Source organism: Gulosibacter molinativorax, from assembly GCF_003010915.2.
GTDB classification, from domain to species: domain Bacteria; phylum Actinomycetota; class Actinomycetes; order Actinomycetales; family Microbacteriaceae; genus Gulosibacter; species Gulosibacter molinativorax.
In genome coordinates, this window is the sequence record NZ_CP028426.1 from 717,779 (window position 1) to 738,923 (window position 21,145).

General features: G+C 65.4%; 19 protein-coding genes. All 19 read left to right on the plus strand.

Annotated elements, in window-relative coordinates:
• Positions 1-33: 33 nt before the first annotated feature.
• The 19 genes from alaS to coaBC all read left to right on the plus strand — a co-directional run bounded on the left by alaS (position 34) and on the right by coaBC (position 21,110).
• Positions 34-2,703 carry an alanine--tRNA ligase gene (gene alaS / locus GMOLON4_RS03470; RefSeq protein WP_026936619.1) on the plus strand — a complete coding sequence of 890 codons (2,670 nt, stop codon included), beginning with the start codon at positions 34-36 and terminating at the stop codon, positions 2,701-2,703.
• Positions 2,703-3,164: a Holliday junction resolvase RuvX gene (ruvX, locus tag GMOLON4_RS03475; protein WP_026936620.1), complete on the plus strand. Its 462-nt coding sequence runs from the start codon at positions 2,703-2,705 to the stop codon at positions 3,162-3,164. Before alaS ends, ruvX begins: the two co-directional genes overlap by 1 nt.
• 13 nt (positions 3,165-3,177) lie before the next feature.
• Positions 3,178-4,623, plus strand: coding sequence for an endolytic transglycosylase MltG (gene mltG, locus GMOLON4_RS03480; protein ID WP_169516495.1), 1,446 nt, complete (start codon positions 3,178-3,180; stop codon positions 4,621-4,623).
• Positions 4,616-5,560, plus strand: a complete 945-nt coding sequence (locus tag GMOLON4_RS03485; RefSeq protein ID WP_051266648.1) for a shikimate dehydrogenase family protein — start codon at positions 4,616-4,618, stop codon at positions 5,558-5,560. Before mltG ends, GMOLON4_RS03485 begins: the two co-directional genes overlap by 8 nt.
• A 66-nt stretch (positions 5,561-5,626) precedes the next feature.
• Complete coding sequence (gene aroC, locus GMOLON4_RS03490) at positions 5,627-6,898, plus strand: chorismate synthase (protein WP_026936621.1); 1,272 nt, start codon at positions 5,627-5,629, stop codon at positions 6,896-6,898.
• Positions 6,895-7,464, plus strand: a complete 570-nt coding sequence (locus tag GMOLON4_RS03495) for a shikimate kinase (protein WP_051266650.1) — start codon at positions 6,895-6,897, stop codon at positions 7,462-7,464. Before aroC ends, GMOLON4_RS03495 begins: the two co-directional genes overlap by 4 nt.
• Entirely contained in the window at positions 7,457-8,545 is a 1,089-nt protein-coding gene (aroB, locus tag GMOLON4_RS03500) for a 3-dehydroquinate synthase (protein WP_026936622.1), read from the plus strand. The genes GMOLON4_RS03495 and aroB overlap by 8 nt, the downstream gene beginning before the upstream one ends.
• A 58-nt stretch (positions 8,546-8,603) precedes the next feature.
• Positions 8,604-9,167, plus strand: coding sequence for an elongation factor P (gene efp / locus GMOLON4_RS03505; RefSeq protein WP_026936623.1), 564 nt, complete (start codon positions 8,604-8,606; stop codon positions 9,165-9,167).
• A complete protein-coding gene (gene nusB, locus GMOLON4_RS03510) occupies positions 9,167-9,583 on the plus strand; it encodes a transcription antitermination factor NusB (RefSeq protein WP_026936624.1) in 417 nt (138 codons plus the stop codon). Before efp ends, nusB begins: the two co-directional genes overlap by 1 nt.
• A gap of 71 nt (positions 9,584-9,654) precedes the next feature.
• The gene (gene pyrR, locus GMOLON4_RS03515) at positions 9,655-10,290 is read left to right on the plus strand and encodes a bifunctional pyr operon transcriptional regulator/uracil phosphoribosyltransferase PyrR (protein WP_106486569.1); all 636 of its coding nucleotides are present in this window, start codon (positions 9,655-9,657) and stop codon (positions 10,288-10,290) included.
• Entirely contained in the window at positions 10,287-11,342 is a 1,056-nt protein-coding gene (locus GMOLON4_RS03520) for an aspartate carbamoyltransferase catalytic subunit (RefSeq protein WP_084147447.1), read from the plus strand. Before pyrR ends, GMOLON4_RS03520 begins: the two co-directional genes overlap by 4 nt.
• On the plus strand, positions 11,339-12,688 hold the full coding sequence (locus tag GMOLON4_RS03525) for a dihydroorotase (protein WP_051266652.1): 1,350 nt from the start codon (positions 11,339-11,341) through the stop codon (positions 12,686-12,688). Before GMOLON4_RS03520 ends, GMOLON4_RS03525 begins: the two co-directional genes overlap by 4 nt.
• A 2-nt stretch (positions 12,689-12,690) precedes the next feature.
• Complete coding sequence (locus tag GMOLON4_RS03530; RefSeq protein ID WP_026936625.1) at positions 12,691-13,221, plus strand: PH-like domain-containing protein; 531 nt, start codon at positions 12,691-12,693, stop codon at positions 13,219-13,221.
• On the plus strand, positions 13,218-14,372 hold the full coding sequence (carA, locus tag GMOLON4_RS03535) for a glutamine-hydrolyzing carbamoyl-phosphate synthase small subunit (RefSeq protein WP_026936626.1): 1,155 nt from the start codon (positions 13,218-13,220) through the stop codon (positions 14,370-14,372). Before GMOLON4_RS03530 ends, carA begins: the two co-directional genes overlap by 4 nt.
• A gap of 15 nt (positions 14,373-14,387) precedes the next feature.
• Positions 14,388-17,720, plus strand: coding sequence for a carbamoyl-phosphate synthase large subunit (gene carB, locus GMOLON4_RS03540; RefSeq protein WP_026936627.1), 3,333 nt, complete (start codon positions 14,388-14,390; stop codon positions 17,718-17,720).
• Entirely contained in the window at positions 17,717-18,607 is an 891-nt protein-coding gene (gene pyrF, locus GMOLON4_RS03545) for an orotidine-5'-phosphate decarboxylase (protein WP_245575406.1), read from the plus strand. The genes carB and pyrF overlap by 4 nt, the downstream gene beginning before the upstream one ends.
• A complete protein-coding gene (gene gmk / locus GMOLON4_RS03550) occupies positions 18,604-19,518 on the plus strand; it encodes a guanylate kinase (RefSeq protein WP_026936629.1) in 915 nt (304 codons plus the stop codon). Before pyrF ends, gmk begins: the two co-directional genes overlap by 4 nt.
• Entirely contained in the window at positions 19,515-19,853 is a 339-nt protein-coding gene (rpoZ, locus tag GMOLON4_RS03555; protein ID WP_026936630.1) for a DNA-directed RNA polymerase subunit omega, read from the plus strand. Before gmk ends, rpoZ begins: the two co-directional genes overlap by 4 nt.
• A gap of 6 nt (positions 19,854-19,859) precedes the next feature.
• A complete protein-coding gene (gene coaBC / locus GMOLON4_RS03560) occupies positions 19,860-21,110 on the plus strand; it encodes a bifunctional phosphopantothenoylcysteine decarboxylase/phosphopantothenate--cysteine ligase CoaBC (RefSeq protein ID WP_051266654.1) in 1,251 nt (416 codons plus the stop codon).
• Positions 21,111-21,145: the final 35 nt, after the last annotated feature.

Here is a 21,145-nt window from a genome sequence, read left to right on the forward strand (position 1 = left end):
CGCATCCACTAGGAAAATCGGTACCACTTCGCCATGCAGACTGCAGAAATCAAGCGTCGATTCCTCAATTTCTTTGAAGAGCGCAACCACACGGTCGTGCCCTCCGCGTCGCTCGTCTCCGACGACCCCACCGTGATGTTCACGATCGCGGGAATGGTCCCGTTCATCCCATACATGACCGGCGTCGTGCCGGCACCGTGGCCGCGGGCAACCAGCGTGCAGAAATGCATCCGCACCAACGACATCGAAGAGGTCGGCCGCACTCCGCGTCATGGCACCTTCTTCCAGATGTGTGGCAACTTCTCGTTCGGCGATTACTTCAAGCGCGAGGCGATCGAATTCGCGTGGACCTTCCTTACCGCCTCGCAGGATGACGGTGGCCTCGGCTTCAACCCGCACGACCTGTGGGTAACGGTCTATCGCGGCGACGAGGACGCGTACCGCTACTGGCGCGAGATCGCGGGGATTCCTGAGGAGCGCATCCAGCGCCTCGGGGAGGACACGAACTACTGGTCGGCCGGTAAGCCAGGCGGCCCCGCGGGCCCGGACTCGGAGATCTTCTTCGACCGCGGCCCGGCGTACGGCATCGATGGGGGACCTGCGACCGACGACGACCGCTACGTCGAGATCTGGAACCTCGTGTTCATGCAGTACGAGCGCGGTGCCGATAAGGGCGATGGCACGTTCGAGCTGCTCGGCGAGCTGCCGCAGAAGAACATCGACACCGGCATGGGCCTCGAGCGCATCGCGTTCCTGCTCCAGGGCGTCGAGAACATGTACGAGATCGACCAGGTGCGCCCGGTGCTCGACCTCGCGGCAAGCCTGTCGGGCAAGGCCTATGGCGGGCGCGACGAAGATGACGTGCGGATGCGCGTCATCGCTGACCACGTGCGCTCGGCGCTGATGCTGATCGGCGACGGCGTGCAGCCCGGCAACGAGGGTCGCGGCTACATCCTGCGCCGCCTCCTGCGCCGCGTCGTGCGCAACATGCGCCTCCTCGGCGTCGAGGAAGCCACCTTCCCGCAGCTTTTCCCCGCCTCGATGCGGGCGATGAAGGATGCGTATCCCGAGCTCGAGCGCGATTTCGACCGAATCTCGCGCACGGCCTACGCCGAGGAGGAGGCGTTCCTGCGCACCCTCGCACAGGGCACGACGATCTTCGAGGAGGCGGTTTCGGGCGCGAAGAGCAGCGGCTCGGCACAGCTCGCCGGTGATGTCGCGTTCAAGCTGCACGACACCTACGGCTTCCCGATCGACCTGACGATGGAGATGGCCGAGGAGGCCGGGCTCAAGGTCAACCGTGACAAGTTCAACGAGCTCATGACCGAGCAGCGTGAGCGCGCGAAGGCGGACGCAAAGTCGCGCCGATCCGCGCTCGCCGACCTGTCGGTGTACAAGGACTTCCGCGCGCTTGGCGAGACCGCGTTCGTCGGCTACGACGAGCTGCGCGCCGAATCCGAGGTGCTCGGCATCATCGTTGACGGCGAGAGCTCGCCGGTCGCGCGCAGCGGCCAGGTGGCAGAGATAATCGTCGCCGAAACCACGCTCTACGCGGAGGCCGGTGGCCAGGATGCGGACCAGGGGTGGCTCATCGCGCCCTCGGGCGGGTTCGAGGCCCGCGTCGATGACGTCCAGAAGCCGGTCGCCGGGCTGATCGCGCACACCGTGACCGTCACCGAGGGCGAGATCGCCGTCGGGGAGCGAGTCGAGACTGTGGTCGACGAGGTCTACCGCCGCCAGGCGAGCGAGGCACACACCGCGACCCACCTCATCCACGCCGCACTGCGTGACACCCTCGGGCCGGATGCGCACCAGTCAGGCTCGTACAACAAGGCCGGCTACATGCGTCTCGACTTCACGTGGAGCCAGCCGCTGAGCAAGGAAACGCGCATCGAGCTCGAGGAAATCTCGAACGCTGCGGTGCGTGCGGACTACGAGATCATCACCAAGGAAATGGCACTCGCAGACGCGAAGGCACTCGGCGCCCGCGCGCTGTTCGGCGAGAAGTACGGCTCGGTCGTGCGCATGGTCGAGATCGGCGGACCTTGGTCGCGCGAGCTCTGCGGAGGTACGCACGTGGCTGGCACGTCCGAGGTTGGCCTCGTGAACCTCATTGGCGAATCGAGCGTCGGTTCGCAGAACCGCCGCGTCGAGGCGTTCGTCGGCCGCAACGCCTTCGCCGATTTCGCGACGGAACGCGCGATCGTGCGCGAGCTGTCGAGCGGGCTCAAGGTGCCGCGCGAAAAGGTGACCGAGCGCGTCGAGGACCTGCTTCAGGGCCTCAAGCGTGCCGAGAAGAAGATTGCCCAGCTCGAGGCCGCGGCGCTCCGTGGCCGCGTCCCCGAACTCGTCGGCGGCGCAGCTCAGGTCGGCTCGATCGCCTATGTCGGCGGTTCGCTCGGCACGGTCGGCTCGGCCGACGATGTGCGCCAGCTGGTGCTGGATGTGCGGGAGCGGCTCGGGAGCGAGGCCTCGGTCGTCGCGCTCGGCGGCGAATCGAACGGCAAGCCGATCATCGTGATCGCGACGAATGAGGCCTCGCGCGAGCTCGGCGTCAAGGCTGGCGCGCTCGTCAAGCTCGCTGCGGGCATCCTCGGCGGTGGTGGCGGCGGTAAGCCGGACGTCGCGCAGGGCGGCGGCCAGGATGCTGCCAAGTTGCCCGAGGCGCTCGAGGCAGTTCGTCGCGAACTGCAAAACATTTAATGCGCCGCGGCATTCGCTTCGGTGTTGACGTCGGGAAAGCACGGATCGGCATCGCCCGTTCCGATCCCGACGGCCTGCTCGCAGTTCCCCTCGAGACCGTCAAGCGCGATCTTGAGGGGGACGGCCACGTGCGACGCATCGTCGAGCTCGTTGAGGAATACGAGGCGTTCGAGCTCATCGTTGGGCATCCGCTGAATATGCGCGGTGAATCGACCCCCTCGACTGAGGATGCGGTGGGAGTCGCCCAAGCATTGGCCGCTATTGTCGGTGTGCCGGTCCGGCTGTTGGACGAACGCCTCACTACAGTGAGTGCGGCCAAGCAGTTTCGGGCCGCCGGGAAGCAGGCCTCTCGCTCGCGCCAGGTGATCGATCAGGCCGCTGCGGTGGTGCTGTTGCAGGATGCGCTGGACCGCGAACGCCAGCACGATCAGCCGCCCGGAATCGAAGTTTCGACCTCCTAGGAGCCCCAACGCAATGGATTTCACGTCCAACGACAAGGAACCCGAGCGTCCGCTCACCCGCCGCGAAATTCGCGAGCAGCAGCGTCAGCGCGAGCGCGAACAGGCGGAGTCAGAGTTGGCTGCGGGGGCGGGTGCGGATGCGGATGAGCCCGAGCAGACGCCCGAGCCGGTCGCTAACGCCGAGCCCGCGTCGCGTGCCGAGGCTGCAGCGAGCGCCGAGCCTGCCCCCGAGGGCGCGCCGGAGCGAACCGCTATGGCGTTCGACGACGCGGTACGACCCGATGCTTCGGGCAGCGAGTCTGCGGATCCGTTTGACACGATCTTCAACGACGCGATCGACGGGGTCGGCGAGGATGCGCCGCCCAGCGAGGTCACGATGGCGCGTGCGGCAAAGCGCAAGAAGCGGCGCCGCGGCGGCTGCCTCATCATCGCGCTCGTTGTGATTGCCGCGCTCGTCGGCGGCGGGCTGTTCGTATGGAATCAGTTTGGCGATCGAATCACCGATTACCTCGGCATCACGCAGACGGACTACGAGGGCGAGGGGAATGGTACCGAGGTCGAGTTCACGATCCTCCCGGGTGACACGGGCACATCCATCGGTCAGCGACTGCAGGAGCAGGGCGTCGTGCTGACCGCCGACGCGTTCGTAAGCTCGATTCTGGCGATGCCGGCGGAACCGACCTTTATCCCGGGTACCTATGTCCTCCAGGAAGAAATGAGTGCCGCATCCGCCGTCGTGGCACTGACCGACGAGAAGAATCGTGTCGAGGCGAGCGTGACGATCCCGGAGGGGACGATCATGCGGGACGTCTTCACGCTTGTCGAGGAGTCGACCGGCATCCCGGTCGCCGACCTCGAGGCCGCGGCAGCCGATCCGCAGAGCTTCGGTCTGCCCGCGCAGGCGCAGTCGCTCGAGGGATTCCTGTTCCCAGCGACCTACATCTTCGCGCCCGACGACACCGCCGAGACCGTTCTCACGACGATGGTCGACCGCACGTACGAGTCGCTCGCGTCCCACGGCGTACCCGAACAGGACGTGTGGGATGTCATCCGCCTCGCGTCGCTCATCGAGAAGGAAGCTCGTTTCGAAGAGGATTTCTATAAGGTCTCGCGCGTGTTCCTCAACCGCATCGACATCAACATGCCGTTGCAGTCGGACGCGACGGTCACGTACGGCACCGGCAAGTATGACCGCGCCGCGACGACCGACTCGGAACGAGGGGACGCCAGTAATGAGTACAACACGTACGAACACAACGGCATGGTCATCCGGCCGATCTCGAACCCGGGCGACCTCGCGATCGATGCGGCAATGCATCCGGCCGACGGGCCCTGGCTCTACTTCGTGACGGTCAACCTCGAGACGGGGGAGACGGTCTTCAGCGAAACCTACGACCAGCATCAGGCTGCGGTCGACGAGTGGTTGAAGTGGCTCGAGGAGAACCCGGACTATGGCTAGGCCGAACACCGACGGGGCCAGCACCGGAGGCACGAGCGTGCCCGAAGGGTTTTTCACGCAAGAGCCGCCGCGTGGTGTCGGCGCGCGACGATTCGCGGTGCTCGGAAGTCCGGTCGAGCATTCGCGCTCGCCGCAACTGCACATCGCCGCCTATCGAGCGCTCGGACTCGATTGGGACTATTCCCGCTGGGAGATCCCGAAGGGCGGCGTGACGCAGGCTCTCTCGGCGCGCGGGGAAGGATGGGGCGGTTTCTCGGTGACCGCGCCGCACAAGGCCGAGGCGCTGCATTTCGTGCGTTCCGCAAGCGAGGATGCGCTGCGATCCGGTGCGGTGAACACCATCGTGTTCGACTCCCTCGACCCTGCGAGCGACGCTATCGGCGAGAACACCGATATCCCGGGCGCCCTCGATGCATTTGGCGAGCGGGGGATCGAGCGGCTCGACGGGCCGGTGGATGTGCTCGGTGGCGGAGGCACCGCGGCATCGCTCTCGATCGCGGCGCAGCGCTTGGGCGCAACGCACGTGCGTATCTGGGCGCGCCGGCCTGAGGCGGCTGCCGAACTTGCCGAGCGCATTGGCGAGGGTGCGAGCGCGCACGATCTTGCGGACTGGGCGCTGTCGGACGGCGTTGCGGGCGTGATTGACACCATCCCTGGCGGCTTTGACGCGAAGGGGAAGACGTTCGACGACGGCCGCATCCGTTTCGCCGCGCTCTTTTCGGCGGCGTACTCGCCCTGGCCGACGTCCCTCGCCGAGCGCTGGCTCGCAGCGTCGGGCACGATCGTGACAGGGCTTGACCTGCTGCTGCATCAGGCCGTCCGCCAGGTGCGGCTGTTTACCGGGCTCGGTGTCGACGAGGCGCTGCCCGACGAGGGTGCGGTCGTCTCCGTGATGCGTGCGGCCCTCGATACGGCTTCGCCTACTCGGGAATCGTGACGGTCGGTGAGTAGCCGCGCAGCGGCGTATCGAAGCGAGCGCCCTCGTTCATGAGACAATAAGCGAATGCTTCGTTGGCTTACTGCGGGGGAATCACATGGCCCCGAACTACTCGCACTCTTAGAAGGCGTTCCCGCCGGTGTTCCGATCTCCATCACGGAGATCCAGGCAGACCTCGCCCGGCGAAAGCTCGGCTACGGTCGCGGCGGCCGAATGAAATTCGAGCAGGACGAGATCACGCTCTCGAGCGGCATCCGCCACGGCTATACCATCGGCTCGCCCGTGGGCATCCGCATCCAAAACACCGAATGGCCGAAGTGGACCGAGGTCATGAGCCCCGAGCCCGTCGGCGACGAGGTCTTCGAAACCGGTCGCGGCCGCCGACTCACACGCCCGCGCCCGGGCCACGCCGACCTCGTCGGGATGCAGAAGTACGGCTTCGACGAGGCACGCCCCGCTCTCGAGCGTGCGAGCGCCCGCGAAACCGCCGCGCGCGTGGCGCTCGGCGCCGTTGCCAAAAAGCTGCTCGCCGAGCTCGGCGTCCGCACGGTCAGCCACACGGTCGCGATCGGCGACGTGCACGTGCCCGAGGACGCATCCTGGCCGGTCGCCGACGACGTCGAATACCTTGACACCGATCCGGTGCGCTGCCTCGACGCCGAGACCTCGGCCGCAATGGTCGCGAAGATCGACGAGACGCGCCACAACGGCGACACGATCGGCGGAGTCACCGAGGTGCTCGTGTATGGCCTCCCACCGGGAATCGGCTCGTACGTGCACTGGGATCGCCGCCTCGACTCGCGCCTCGCCGGTGCGCTCATGAGCATTCAGGCGATCAAGTCGGTGGAGATCGGCGACGGCCTCGAGACGACCCGCCGCCCGGGTTCGCAGGCCCACGATCCGCTGTACGCCGTGGACGGCAAGATCCACCGCGCCGCCGACCGGGCCGGTGGCATCGAGGGGGGCATGACGACCGGCACTGTGTTGCGTGCGCGCGTCGGCATGAAGCCCATTGCGACCGTCCCGCACGCGCTCCACACGGTCGACGTTTCGACGGGCGAGAACGCCACGGCGTTCCATCAGCGCTCCGACGTCTGCGCCGTGCCCGCTTCCGGCGTCGTCGCCGAGGCGATGACCGCACTCGTGATCGCAAACTCGCTGCTCGAGAAGTTCGGCGGTGACTCGCTCGAGGAAGTGCGCCGAAACATCCGCGGCTACCTCGACGCGATTCCCGCGACTCTGCAAACGAGCGACGAGCTCGTCGACCCGAGCGACCTCGACCTCGATACGCTCGACGACGAGTCGATGGGCGACTCGCGAAGTGAGTGGAAGGTATGAGCCTCGTCTTTATCGGCCCGCCCGCGGCGGGAAAGTCGCGCGCGGGCAAGCGCATCGCGCGTCGCCTTGATGCGACCTTCGCCGACACGGACAAGCTGTTCGCGCGCGACCACGGCGCGATTCACGACTTCATTCCACGCGAGGGCGAGGCCGAGTTTCGGCGCATCGAGCGAGAGGTCGTGGCGAACGCGCTGCGCGAGTATGAGATCGTCTCGCTCGGCGGAGGCGCGATCCTAAACGCGGACACCCAGGCCGAGCTCGCATCCGAAGACCACAATGTGGTGCTGCTCGTCGCGAGCCCCAAGGCCATCGAGGAGCGCATCAGCGGCAAGACGAACCGACCGCTCCTGAGCGGGATTGACTCGTGGGTTGAGACCTACAACTCGCGCAAGGAAATTTACGACCGGCTCGCGGACATCACGATTGACACGAGTTTCCGCCCGATGTGGCAGGTCGTGAATGACGTGCGCCGATTTCTCAAGAACATCGACTCGCCGCTCGTCGCGAAGGCGAGCGACACCGAACTGACCGCAGAAGACACCGAACCGGGGGAGCTCGTTGACTGACTACGTAACGCTTGAAGCTGGCGGCGATCACGGACCCGTGCTCGTCGGGCGAGGCCTGATCACCTCGCTGGACACGATCCTGCCCGAGCTGCTCGGTGACGGCGTGGACCAGCTGCTCATCGTCCACCAGCCGACGCTCGGCGCGATTTCGGAGGAAGTGCGGGCGCTACTCGCCCCCAAGTTCCGACGCGTGCTGATGGCAGAGGTTCCGGATGCTGAATCTGCGAAGCGAGTCGAGGTTGCCGAGTTCCTCTGGCAGATCATGGGGCAGTCCGACTTCACCCGCTCCGACGCGATCCTCGCGATCGGCGGCGGCGCCGTGACCGACCTCGCGGGATGGACCGCCGCATCCTGGCTTCGTGGCATCAAGGTCGTGCAGGTCCCGACGACCGTACTCGCGATGGTCGACGCTTCCATCGGCGGCAAGACCGGCGTGAACACCAACGAGGGCAAGAACCTCGTCGGCGCGTTCTACCCGCCGACCGGCGTCGTGGTGGACCTCGACTCGCTGGCCGCGCTGCCGCGCAACGAGCTCGTGACGGGCTTCGCCGAGGCCGTCAAGGTCGGTTTTATCCACAGCCCCGAGATCCTCGACCTGATCGAGGCGGACCCCGATAAGGCGACGGACCCGAACTCGGATGAGTTCCGGCGCATCCTCGAAATCTCGATTCGCTACAAGCTGGAGGTGACCGCCGATGACCTGAAGGAAGCCGGCGGCCGCGAGATGCTCAACTACGGCCACACCCTGGGGCACGCGATCGAGCACGGCGAGCGCTATCAATGGCGTCACGGTGCGGCCGTCGCGGTGGGGATGCACTTCGCCGCGGAACTTGCACGGCTCTCGGGCAGGCTCTCGGACGCGGATGCGGATCGTCACCTGCGCATCCTCGAGCTGCTCGGCCTACCGACGCAGTATCCCGCGGGCCGCTGGCAGACGCTGCTTTCCGTCATGAAGCGCGACAAGAAGGCACGGGGTTCGATGCTTCGCTTCGTCGTGCTTGATGCGATCGGCAAGCCCGCGATCATGCAGGCGCCCGACGAGTCGCTCCTGTTTGCGGCCTATCAAGAAATCGCGTCCTAAGCGGCGAGAACTCGCGCCGCGCTAAGCTAAAACGTCTTAAATCGAAAGGACCATACTCATGGCATCAACTGCCGACATCAAAAACGGTCTCGTAATGATCATCGATGGTCAGCTCTGGCAGGTCATCGAATTCCAGCACGTTAAGCCCGGTAAGGGTGGCGCGTTCGTTCGTACCAAGCTGAAGAACGTCGTCTCGGGCAAGACCGTGGACCGCACGTTCAACGCCGGCGCAAAGATCGACACCGCGACCGTCGACCGCCGAGACTTCCAGTACCTTTACCAGGACGGCGAAGACTTCGTGTTTATGGACGTCAAGGACTACGACCAGCTCACCGTGTCGGGAACCATCGTTGGTGACGCCGCGAACTACATGCTTGAGCAGCAGCAGGTCCAGATCGCGATGTACGAGGGTGCTCCGCTCTACATCGAGCTGCCGCCGTCGGTTGTCCTCGAGATCACCTACACCGAGCCGGGCCTGCAGGGCGACCGCTCGAACGCCGGCACGAAGCCCGCGACCCTTGAGACCGGTGCCGAGATTCAGGTGCCGCTGTTCGTTGATCAGGGCACCCGCGTGAAGGTCGACACTCGCTCGGGCGACTACCTCGGTCGCGTGAACGACTAGTGAGCGCCAGGACGAAGGCGCGCAAGCGCGCGCTCGACATGCTGTTCCAGGCCGACCTCGTAGAGCGCCCGCTCGCCGAGGTCCTCGCCGACGAACAGGTTCGTGCGGCAGGCGAGCCCGAGCGCGAGGCATCGTGGCGCTATGCGCGCCAGATCGTCTCGGGCGTCGCCGAGCACTTCGATGATATCGACACCGAGATCGAGGCGACCTCTCGCGAGTGGCGCCTCGAGCGGATGCCGCGCGTTGATCGTGCCATCCTCCGCATCGGCGTGTGGGAGATTCGCTACAACGAGGAAGTGCCGAATGCGGTCGCGATTGCCGAGGCAGTTTCGAGCGCGACCGAATACTCGACCGAAGACTCGAGCCGTTTCATCAACGGCGTGCTCGGTCGCATCGCCGATCGGCACACCGCCTAGCCAGTGCTAGGCTCAATCCCATTCAGACTCATCCTTTAATGCCGTCCAGAGAGGCGGGGAAGGGGGTCACCGTGGCAGAGCGCATCGTGCTCCAACCCGGCGACATTTCGCGCGCGCTTATGCGCATTGCCCACCAGATCATCGAGGCGAATCAGGGCACCGAAGACGTCGTGCTGCTCGGCATCCCCACTCGTGGCGTGCCTCTCGCGAAGCGACTCGGTGAGAATCTGCACGCGATCGGCGCCCTCGAGGGTGACGATTTCGACCCCGAGGCGTCGGTCGGGATGCTCGACATCACGATGTATCGGGATGACCTTCGGCGGCGTCCGCTGACCGAGTCGCACCCGACATCCATCCCGGTGAGCGGGATCGATGACAAGACGGTCGTGCTCGTCGACGACGTGCTGTATTCCGGCCGGACGATCCGGGCCGCCCTCGACGCGATTAGCGACATCGGCCGCCCCCAGCGGGTTCAGCTCGCCGTATTGGTCGACCGTGGCCACCGCGAGCTGCCGATTCGCGCGGACTTTGTCGGCAAGAACCTGCCTTCGGCGCGGAGCGAGCGGATCTCGGTCGAGCTCACGGAGATCGACGGCGGCGAGGACCGCGTCATCATTCGGGATCAGGCGGGCGAATCCGGCCAGCCAGGCGACACAGGCGATATAGGCGGTACAGGCAATACCGAGCGGGGGAGCACCACCCGATGAAGCACCTCATCTCGACGGCCGAACTGAGCCGTAACGACGCGCTGCTCCTGCTGGACACGGCCGAGGACATGGCCGCGACCCAGGAACGCGCCGTGAAGAAGCTTCCGGCGCTGCGCGGCATCACCGTCGTGAACCTGTTTTACGAGGACTCAACGCGCACGCGGATCTCGTTTGAGGCAGCCGAGAAGCGACTCAGCGCCGACGTGATCAACTTCGCGGCGAAGGGCTCCTCGGTCTCGAAAGGCGAATCGCTCAAGGACACGGCGCAGACGCTGCACGCGATCGGTGCGGACGCCGTCGTGATCCGTCACCCGTCCTCCGGCGCACCGCAGATGTTGGCGGATCGCGGCTGGATTGACACGCCCATCCTGAACGCCGGTGACGGTCAGCACGAGCATCCGACCCAGGCCCTGCTCGACGCCTTCACCCTGCGTCGCCGCATTCACGGCAACGACTCCCGCGGCAAGGACCTCGACGGCTTCCACGTCGTGATCGTCGGCGACATCCTGCACTCGCGCGTGGCTCGCTCGAATGTCTGGCTCTTGCACACGCTCGGCGCGAAGGTGACCCTCGTGGGGCCGCCGACGCTCATCCCATCCGACACGCAGCGTTGGCCCGCCGAGACGAGTTACGACCTCGACGCGGTGCTTGCCGAGCAGCCCGATGCTGTGATGATGCTGCGCATCCAGGCCGAGCGGATGGACGATGCCTTCTTCCCGCACACCCGCGAGTACGCGCGTCGCTGGGGACTCAGCGAGGCGCGCCTCCGGATGCTGCCGGAGCGATCCGTGGTGATGCATCCAGGCCCAATGAATCGCGGCCTCGAGATCTCCGGCGCCGCCGCGGACTCGCCGCAGTCGACCGTCCTCGAACAGGTCGCGAACGGGGTGAGCGTGCGCATGGCGGCGCTCTACCTGCTCTGCTCGAACGAGTACAAGTCGAACCAGAATTCCACCACCAGCGTCGCGGCAAAAGACTCCGCCACGAACAACACGGCTATGAAAAACACCGCCACAAACAACGCCGCCACAAACAACAGGGGACGCGCATGAGCACCATCTTGATCCGCGGGGCCCGCCCCTATGGCGAGGAACCGAGCGACATCCTGATCGATGGCGAACGCATCGCACAGATTGCGGCGGCCGGGACCCTCGCGGCGCCCGAGGGCGCCGAGGTCATCGACGCCGAGGGCCTCATCGCGCTGCCCGGTCTCGTCGACCTCCACGTGCACCTGCGCGAGCCCGGCTTCGAATCCTCCGAGACGGTACTCACCGGCAGCCGCGCTGCGGCGAAGGGTGGCTTCACCACGATCTTCGCGATGCCGAACACGAGCCCCGTGCAAGACACCGCGGGCGTGGTCGAGACGGTCTGGGCGCTCGGCCGCGAGGCGGGGTATGCGGATGTGCACCCGATCGGCGCGGTCACGGTCGGCCAGGCGGGGGAGCACCTCGCGGAGCTCGGCTCGATGGCCGACTCTCGCGCGCACGTGCGGATGTTCTCGGACGACGGGCACTGCGTGTTCGACCCGCTCATCATGCGCCGCGCGCTCGAGTATGTGAAGGCCTTCGACGGCGTCGTCGCCCAACACGCGCAGGACCCGAAGCTCACGATTGGCGCGCAAATGAACGAGGGGTCGCTGTCTGCCGAGCTTGGCCTCGGCGGCTGGCCCGAAGTTGCGGAGACCTCGATCATCGCCCGGGATGCGCTGCTCGCCGAGCAAGTCGACTCGAGGGTGCACGTGTGCCACCTTTCTACGGCAACCGCAGTGGACATCGTCCGCTTCGCGAAGGCCCGCGGGATCAAGATCACGGCGGAAGTCACCCCGCATCACCTGCTGCTCACCGAGGAGAAGGTGCGCGGCTTCGACGCCCGCTTCAAGGTGAACCCGCCGCTGCGAACCGAATCCGACGTGATGAAGCTGCGCGCGGCGCTCGCCGACGGCACGATCGACGTCGTCGGCACCGACCACGCCCCGCACCCGGTGGACAGCAAGCAGAAGGAATGGGACCATGCCGCGATGGGCATGGTGGGTCTGGAATCCGCGCTGCGCATCGTGCACGCGACGATGGTTAACACCGGATTGCTCGACTGGCGCGGTGTCGCGCGGGTCATGAGCGAGACACCTGCAAAGATTGGCTCGGCCGCAGAGGCGGGCCGTCCGCTCGAAGCGGGCGAACTCGCAAACGTCGTGCTGTACGACCCCGAGGCATCGAGCGTCTTCACCGAGGCCGATCTCTCCGGTAAGTCGACGAACTCGCCGTACCTCGGCCTCGAACTTCCCGGCTCGGTGGAATACACCGTCTACCGGGGAACCCCAACGCTTCGTGCCGGTGTACCGGCCGCCGAAGAAGAAGTGGCGCGTGCAAATCGCACCCGCCTCGCTGAAAGTGAGCTCTAGTCATGGGACCGTTCCTGTTCACCGTCGCGATTCTGCTAGTTTTCGCGATCCTCATCGGTGCGATGTGGCTTGGCTGGAACCGACGACGTCGACGACAGGCGTACATCCCGGTAGCCCCCGAACTTCCCGCCGGCCTCGGTCAGCCGACCCTCGCGGTCGAGGATGCGCACTACGTTGCCACTTCGGTAACGGGTGATGCGCTCGACCGCATCGCGGTTCGCCCCTTGGCATACCGCGGTCGGGCGGAAGTCGAGGTGCATCCGGAGGGCGTCGCGATCGCCATCACCGGCGAGCGTGCATTCTTCATCCCAACCGACTCGATCACGCTCGTGGCGCTCGGCCAGGCCACGATCGACCGGGCGGTTGAGCCGAACGGCCTCACCGTCATCCAGTGGAACCTCGGTGAGGGCGAGAACACGACCTCCGTTGAGACCTACCTTCGCGTCCCGTCGCCCGCCGTTCGCCGTGAGCTGCTCGACGCACTTTCGCAAATTTCTGAACTTTCTAACGCAACCCGTGAGGAGCACAAATGATCCGCACCGAACCCGCCGTTCTTGTCCTTGAGGACGGCACCCGCTACGACGGCTTCGCCTACGGTGCCACCGGTGAGCGTCTGGGTGAAGTCGTCTTCACCACCGGTATGACCGGCTACCAGGAGACTCTGTCGGACCCGAGCTACGCCGGCCAGATCGTGGTGCAGACCGCGCCGCACATCGGCAACACGGGTGTGAACGCCGCCGACATGGAATCGGACAAGTTCTGGGTCGCGGGCTACGTCGTGCGCGACGCAAGCCGCGTCGTGTCGAACTTCCGCGCCGAGGGTGACCTCGAGACCGCGCTGCGCGATGGCGACATCGTGGGCATCCGCGACATCGACACCCGTGCACTCACCCGCCGCATCCGCAACGCGGGCGCAATGCGCGGCGGCGTCTTTTCTGGCGAGGCGTACGGCGAGAGCGCCGAGGCACAGCTTGAGAAGGTGAAGGCGCAGCCCTCGATGGCGGGCCAGTACCTCTCGGACCTCGTCACGACGAACGAGCCGTATCTGCTGAAGAGCACCACCGAAGAGCCTGCTATCGGCTCGGTCGCGCTGCTCGACCTGGGCGTGAAGCGTGCGACTCCCGCGAACCTCAACAGCCGCGGCTTCGACGTGCACGTGTTGCCGGCGGATGCAACGGCCGAGCAGGTGCGCGCGCTCGGCGTCGACGCCGTGTTCTACTCGAACGGCCCCGGTGACCCCGAGGCGAACGACGCGCAGGTTGACCTGTTGCGCGATCTGCTGCGTGAGGGCTACCCGTTCATGGGCATCTGCTTCGGCAACCAGCTGCTGGGCCGCGCACTTGGCTTCGGCACGTACAAGTTGCCGTTCGGCCACCGCGGCGTCAACCAGCCCGTGCGTGACACCGCCACGAACCGCGTCGAGATTACGTCGCAGAACCACGGCTTCGCCGTTGACCTGCCGCTCGATGAGACCGTCGATTCGCCCGAGGGCTTCGGCCGGGTCGAAGTGAGCCACATCGGCCTGAACGACCAGGTCGTCGAGGGACTGCGCTGCCTCGACATCCCGGCGTTCTCCGTTCAGTTCCACCCTGAGGCCGCATCCGGCCCGCACGACGCCGCACCGCTCTTCGATCGCTTCCGCGACATGGTGCTCGAAGCGTCCGCCAAGAAGTCCGAGAAGTAGTAGGAGCCCTCACAAATGCCAAAGCGCTCAGATATCAACAGCGTCCTCGTCATCGGTTCCGGCCCGATCGTGATCGGTCAGGCGGCGGAGTTCGACTACTCCGGTACACAGGCCTGCCGCGTGCTCCGCGAGGACGGCGTGAGAGTGATCCTCGTGAACTCGAACCCGGCGACGATCATGACCGACCCGGACTTCGCGGACGCAACCTACGTCGAGCCGATCACCCCCGAGGCAATCGAGGCGATCATCGTCAAGGAAAAGCCCGACGCGATTCTCCCGACGCTCGGTGGCCAGACCGCGCTGAACGCCGCGATGAAGCTCGATGAGCTCGGAATCCTCGACAAGTACGGCGTCGAGCTCATCGGTGCGAAGGTGGATGCGATCCGCCGCGGCGAGGACCGCCAGGAGTTCAAGGAAGTCGTCGAGAAGTGCGGTGCCGAGTCGGCACGCTCGTTCATAGCGAAGACCCCCGAAGAGGCGAAGATATACGCGGCCGAGCTCGGCTACCCGCTGGTCGTCCGCCCGTCGTTCACGATGGGTGGCCTCGGCTCGGGCTTCGCCTACACCGAGGAAGAGCTCCTGCGCATCGTCGAAGACGGGCTGCTCTCCTCGCCGACGAGCGAGGTCTTGCTCGAGGAATCCATCCTCGGGTGGAAGGAATATGAGCTCGAGCTCATGCGCGACAACTCCGACAACACGGTAGTGATCTGCTCGATCGAGAACGTTGACCCGGTTGGTGTCCACACCGGCGACTCGATCACTGTCGCGCCAGCACTCACGCTGACCGACGTCGAGTACCAGAACCTCCGCGACATCGGTATCGCGATCATCCGCGAGGTCGGCGTCGACACCGGTGGCTGCAACATCCAGTTCGCCGTCAACCCCGAGAACGGTCGCGTCATCGTCATCGAGATGAACCCCCGTGTCTCGCGCTCCTCGGCGCTTGCCTCGAAGGCAACGGGCTTCCCGATCGCGAAGATGGCCGCGAAGCTCGCGCTCGGTTACCGACTCGACGAGATCTCGAACGACATCACGAAGGTCACCCCGGCGAGCTTCGAGCCTTCGATCGACTACACCGTCGTCAAGGTGCCGCGCTTCAACTTCGAGAAGTTCCCCGCCGCCGACCCGGTGCTCACCACGACCATGAAGTCGGTCGGCGAGGCGATGGCCCTCGGCCGCAACTTCACCACGGCGCTGCAGAAGGCACTGCGCTCGCTCGAAAAGCGCGGCTCGTCGTTCACCTGGGTCGACAACGGCCGCTCGGTCGACGACCTGCTCGAGACGATGAAAATCCCGACCGACGGCCGCATCATCGAGGTGCAGCAGGCGCTCTGGAAGGGCGCGACGGTCGAGCAGGTCTTCGAATCGACCAAGATTGACCCCTGGTTCCTCGACCAGATCGTCCTGATCAACGAGGTCGCTGACCTCATCAAGGACGCCGAGGGACTAGACGCGACGACGCTTCGCGTCGCGAAGGGTCACGGCTTCTCGGATGCGCAGATCGCCGAGCTTCGCGGCCTCGAAGAGGGCGAGGTGCGGGCGATCCGTCGCAACGCGGGCGTACGCCCCGTCTACAAGACGGTCGACACCTGCGCGGGCGAGTTCCCGGCCTTCACGCCGTATCACTACTCGAGCTACGACCAGGAGACTGAGGTCGAGGCATCGGATCGCCAGAAGATCATCATTCTCGGTGCGGGACCGAACCGCATCGGCCAGGGCATCGAGTTCGACTACTCGTGCGTGCACGCATCCTTCGCGCTGTCGGACGCCGGTTTCGAGACGATCATGATCAACTGCAACCCCGAGACCGTGTCAACCGACTACGACACCTCGGACCGCCTCTACTTCGAGCCGCTCACGCTCGAGGACGTGCTCGAGGTCGTCGACGTCGAGCGCGCGAACGGCGAGCTGCTCGGCGTGGTCGTGCAGCTCGGTGGCCAGACCGCTCTTGGCCTCGCAAAGGGCCTGGAAGCCGCTGGCGTACCGATTCTCGGCACGAGCCCGAGCGCGATTGACCTCGCTGAGGAACGCGGGCTCTTCTCGAAGATCCTCGATAACGCGGGGCTTGCCGCGCCTGCGAACGGCACCGCGACCGACCGCGACAGCGCCCAAGAGATCGCCGAGAGGATCGGCTTCCCCGTGCTCGTCCGTCCTAGCTTCGTGCTCGGTGGCCGCGGTATGGAAATCGTCTTCGACTCGGCCCAGCTCGACGACTACTTCGTCCGCAGCGAGGGCGAGGTCATCATCAACGCGACTCACCCGCTGCTCGTCGACCGCTTCCTCGACGACGCGACCGAGATCGACGTGGATGCGATCTACGACGGCACCGATCTCTACATCGGCGGCATCATGGAGCACATCGAGGAGGCGGGTATCCACTCGGGCGACTCCGCGTGCACCCTGCCTGCGATCACGCTCTCGAACAAGGTGCTCGGTGAGGTGCGCGAGGCGACCCGCAAGATCGCCGAGGGTATCGGCGTCAAGGGCCTACTCAACGTCCAGTTCGCGATTGGCGCGGGCCGCCTCTACGTGCTCGAGGCGAACCCGCGCGCATCCCGCACCGTGCCGTTCGTGTCGAAGGCGCTCGGCGTCCAGCTCGCCAAGGCCGCAAGCCGCGTGATGGCGGGTGCGAGCATCGCGGAACTCCGTGGCGAAGGTATGCTGCCCGCGACCGGTGATGGCACGATCCAGCCGCTCGACTCGCCGGTCGCGGTCAAGGAAGCGGTCCTGCCCTTCAAGCGCTTCCGCACGAAGGACGGCTCGATCGTCGACACGCTGCTGTCGCCCGAGATGCGCTCGACCGGCGAGGTTATGGGCATTGACCGCGACTTCCCGCGCGCATTTGCGAAGAGCCAGCTCGCCGCATACGGCGGACTTCCCACTTCGGGCAACGTCTTTGTCTCGGTCAACGACCGCGACAAGCGCGTCATTGTCGCGCCGGTATTGCGCCTGGCCGAACTCGGCTTCAAGATCTTCGCGACCGAGGGCACCGCACTCGTGCTCGCACGCCACGGGGTCTCGGCCGAGCTGGTCGCTAAGTTCACCTTTGAGGGTGACGAAGGGTTTACCGCGACCGCGAATACTGACGGTGAAGGAACCGAGCACAAAAACATCGTGGACATGATTCACAGCGGGGAGATCGACATGGTCGTGAACACGCCGTCATCCGGCGGCTCCTCTCGTGGTGATGGCTACGAGATCCGGACCGCCACAGTGGCGGCCGACCTGCCTATCTTCACGACGATGTCTGAGCTGCAGGCAGCGGTTGCGTCGTTTGAGGCAATGCAGGGAGACTTCACGGTTACTTCGCTCCAGGAATACCACGCCCAACGGAAGGCAAGCGCGTGACATTTGCAGGTGCTCCATTTAGCGATCGCTCCTTCGGAGATCGACTCGCCGACACGATGACCGAGTACGGCCACCTCTGTGTCGGGATTGACCCCCACACCTACCTGCTCGAGAAGTGGGGCCTACCGGTTTCGGCGGTAGGCGCCCACGAATTCGGGTTGCGCATCGTCGAGAAGCTCAAGGGACGGGTGGGCATCGTCAAGCCGCAGGTCGCGTTCTACGAGCGGTTCGGCGCATCGGGCTTCAAGGTGCTTGAGGATGTGTTCGAAGCGGCTCGCGCGGCTGGTCTCATCGTCATCGCCGATGTCAAACGCGGGGACGTAGGGTCGACCCTCGAGGCATACTCCGAGGCGTGGCTCACGCCCGGGCTGCCGCTCGAGGCGGATGCGATGACGATCAACCCGTACCAGGGATTCGACACGTTCAAGCCGCCGCTCGAGATGACCGAGAAGTACAACAAGGGGCTGTTCATCCTGGCCGCGACGTCGAACCCGGAGTCGGCGTCGGTGCAGACGGCACGCCGCGTACGCGGCTCGCAGGAGGGACGCACCGTTGCGGGCGGTATTGCGGCGCGCGCGGCGCTGTGGAACCGCGAACACTCGGCTGGCCGATCCAAGGGATCGGTTGGCGTGGTGATCGGCGCCACCGTCGACCTCGAACTCCTTGACATCGACGTGGACGACCTGTCGACCGAGCCGGATACGCCCATTCTCGCTCCGGGATTCGGCCACCAGGGTGCCAAATTTGCTGATGTTCGGCGTATTTTCGGCAAGTCGGCCGACAATGTCATTGTCACATCGTCTCGGGGAATGCTCGAAGACGGATTGGACGGCCTCGATCGGGCCATTGACACACAACTCGCGACACTACAGACAGCATTTGAATGAACCAGAAACCGCCACCCGTTGACCGCGTCGCCGCATCTCGTGCGGCGGTCGCGGCTCGACGAGCGCGGGCCGCAGTAAAGGCGAGAATCGCGAGCGGCGCCGCGAGGCCACTTGACGTTCTCGCCGCATCCGAGGACCGCGACAGCGCGGCCTCGACCCTCCGAGTGACTCAGTTCCTCCGCTCCATCCCGCATATTGGGGTGACGAAGACAGACCGCATCCTGACCGACCTCGGGATCGCACCGGTCAAGCGACTGGGGGGACTCGGGCGCAACCAGCGCACGCGCCTCGCGGAGTTTCTGGACCAATGGGAGAAGTCTTCGCCCGACGCCCCGCGCGTGGTCGTGCTCGCGGGGCCCACGGCCGTGGGCAAGGGCACGGTATCGCGCTACATCCGCGAGAACTACCCCCAAGTACACATCTCGGTGTCGGCGACCACTCGGAAGCCCCGCCCCGGCGAGGTTGAGGGCCGGGACTATTACTTCGTCGACGACAAGGAATTTGACCGGATGATCGACGAGGGCGAGCTGCTCGAGTACGCCACGGTGCACAATTCCTACCGCTACGGAACGCCGCGCGGACCGATCCTGGAGAAGCTCGCCGAGAGCCAGCCGGTGCTCCTCGAGATTGACATCCAGGGCGCTCGACAGGTGAAGGAACAAATGCCAGAGGCTAGAATGGTGTTTCTGTTGCCTCCGAGCTGGGATGAGTTGGTAAATCGACTCGTCGGCCGAGGCACCGAGTCTCCCGAAGAACAGGAGCGCCGCCTCCAGACCGCCAAGGTCGAGCTGGCCGCGCAGGATGAGTTTGACGCTCGCGTCGTGAACGATTCCGTTCCGCAGGCTGCGCAGCAACTGGTGCACCTGATGGGATTCAGACAAGACGTGAATAAGCGAGAGGAATCAGCATGATTGACAAGCCCAAGGGCATCATTGACCCGCCCCTGGACGACCTACTCGAGAAGGTCGAAAACAAGTACCAGCTCGTAATTTTTGCGTCGAAGCGTGCGCGGCAGATCAACGACTACTACACCGACCTGCAGGACGGTGCGATCTACAACAACGTGGGCCCGCTCGTGGACTCCAACGTTGACGACAAGCCGCTCTCGATCGCGCTGCGCGAGATTAACGACAACAAGCTCGTCATGCGCGAGCCGCAGGAAGAGGCGATTATCCTCGACGATGATGCGTCGGAAGACCTGCTCGACTTTGGCGAGGACACCGTCAGCCCGACAGAGGCTGAATAACACGCAATGTCGGTAGAAGAAGCGCAGTCGCCTGCGTGGCGCATTGTCGTGGGCGTCACCGGTGGAATAGCGGCGTATAAGGCGGTTTCCGTAATCCGCTCGCTCGTACTCCTCGGTCATCACGTTGACGTCATCGCCACGAAGGAGGCGCTGCGTTTCGTCGGCGCTCCGACGCTCGAGGCGATCAGCCGGAATCCGATTCGCACCGACATCTACGAGAACGTCGCGACGGTCCAACATGTCGCGATTGGGCAGGCCGCGGATGTTATCGCGGTCGTGCCCGCAACGGCGAATACGATCGCGAAGCTTTCGGTTGGGCTTGCGGATGACCTGCTCACCAACACGATTCTGGCCTCGCTCGCACCGGTCGTTGTCGCGCCCGCGATGCACACGGAAATGTGGCAGCATCCCGCGACTCAGGCGAATGTGCACCGGCTGCATGAGCGTGGCGTCACCCTGGTCGGCCCCGACTCTGGCCGGCTGACCGGCAAGGACGAGGGCCCGGGTCGCCTCGCGGAAACCGACGAGATCGTCAACGCGATTCTGGCCGCAGCGCGCCGCGGTGCTCGTGAGCGGCACAACGCCGAGCTCGAGCGCGATCTCGTTGGACGGGACATCCTCGTTACCGCTGGCGGCACCCGCGAGCCGATCGATCCCGTGCGCTTCCTCGGCAATCGTTCCTCGGGCAAGCAGGGCGTGGCCCTCGCGCAGCGCGCGGCCGAACGCGGCGCCGATGTGACTCTGCTCGCGGCAAACATCGAGGTGCCGGTGCCCGACAACGTGCACGTGGTGCGGGTGTCGAGCGCCGAGCAGCTCGCCGCGGCGTGCGCTGAGCTGGCGCCCCGACACGACACGATCATCATGGCCGCAGCCGTTGCGGATTTCCGGCCCGAGCACGTGCAGACCGGCAAGATCAAGAAGGAATCGACGGGGGAGGAACTCACCCTCACCTTCAAGAAGAATCCGGACATCCTGCGCAACATGGTCGCCACGCGCGTTCCCGGTCAGACCATCGTCGGGTTCGCTGCCGAGACCGAGGAAGACGACGCCGCGCGCCTCGAGATCGCCCGCGCGAAGATCAAGCGCAAGGGTTGCGACTATCTCGTCCTCAACCGAGTCGGTTGGGACCACGGATTTGGCCGCGAGGAGACCGAAGTTCAGGTCCTCAACCTCGAAGGCGACGTTGTCCAGGAAGCGGTCGGAGACAAAACGTCGGTGGCCAATGCGATCCTCGACGTAGTGCGGGCGCGCGACTAGTTCGCGGGCGAGCACGCCCCATCACAACAGTCCTC

Excerpts from the sequence above, each read along its gene's own strand:
- ruvX (WP_026936620.1), top strand. The coding sequence starts at position 2,703 with ATGCGCCGCGGCATTCGCTTCGGTGTTGACGTCGGGAAAGCACGGATC.
- rpoZ (WP_026936630.1), top strand. The coding sequence starts at position 19,515 with ATGATTGACAAGCCCAAGGGCATCATTGACCCGCCCCTGGACGACCTA.
- efp (WP_026936623.1), top strand. The coding sequence starts at position 8,604 with ATGGCATCAACTGCCGACATCAAAAACGGTCTCGTAATGATCATCGAT.
- gmk (WP_026936629.1), top strand. The coding sequence starts at position 18,604 with ATGAACCAGAAACCGCCACCCGTTGACCGCGTCGCCGCATCTCGTGCG.
- GMOLON4_RS03525 (WP_051266652.1), top strand. The coding sequence starts at position 11,339 with ATGAGCACCATCTTGATCCGCGGGGCCCGCCCCTATGGCGAGGAACCG.
- GMOLON4_RS03530 (WP_026936625.1), top strand. The coding sequence starts at position 12,691 with ATGGGACCGTTCCTGTTCACCGTCGCGATTCTGCTAGTTTTCGCGATC.
- mltG (WP_169516495.1), top strand. The coding sequence starts at position 3,178 with ATGGATTTCACGTCCAACGACAAGGAACCCGAGCGTCCGCTCACCCGC.
- GMOLON4_RS03520 (WP_084147447.1), top strand. The coding sequence starts at position 10,287 with ATGAAGCACCTCATCTCGACGGCCGAACTGAGCCGTAACGACGCGCTG.
- carB (WP_026936627.1), top strand. The coding sequence starts at position 14,388 with ATGCCAAAGCGCTCAGATATCAACAGCGTCCTCGTCATCGGTTCCGGC.
- carA (WP_026936626.1), top strand. The coding sequence starts at position 13,218 with ATGATCCGCACCGAACCCGCCGTTCTTGTCCTTGAGGACGGCACCCGC.
- aroC (WP_026936621.1), top strand. The coding sequence starts at position 5,627 with ATGCTTCGTTGGCTTACTGCGGGGGAATCACATGGCCCCGAACTACTC.
- alaS (WP_026936619.1), top strand. The coding sequence starts at position 34 with ATGCAGACTGCAGAAATCAAGCGTCGATTCCTCAATTTCTTTGAAGAG.
- GMOLON4_RS03495 (WP_051266650.1), top strand. The coding sequence starts at position 6,895 with ATGAGCCTCGTCTTTATCGGCCCGCCCGCGGCGGGAAAGTCGCGCGCG.
- GMOLON4_RS03485 (WP_051266648.1), top strand. The coding sequence starts at position 4,616 with ATGGCTAGGCCGAACACCGACGGGGCCAGCACCGGAGGCACGAGCGTG.
- coaBC (WP_051266654.1), top strand. The coding sequence starts at position 19,860 with ATGTCGGTAGAAGAAGCGCAGTCGCCTGCGTGGCGCATTGTCGTGGGC.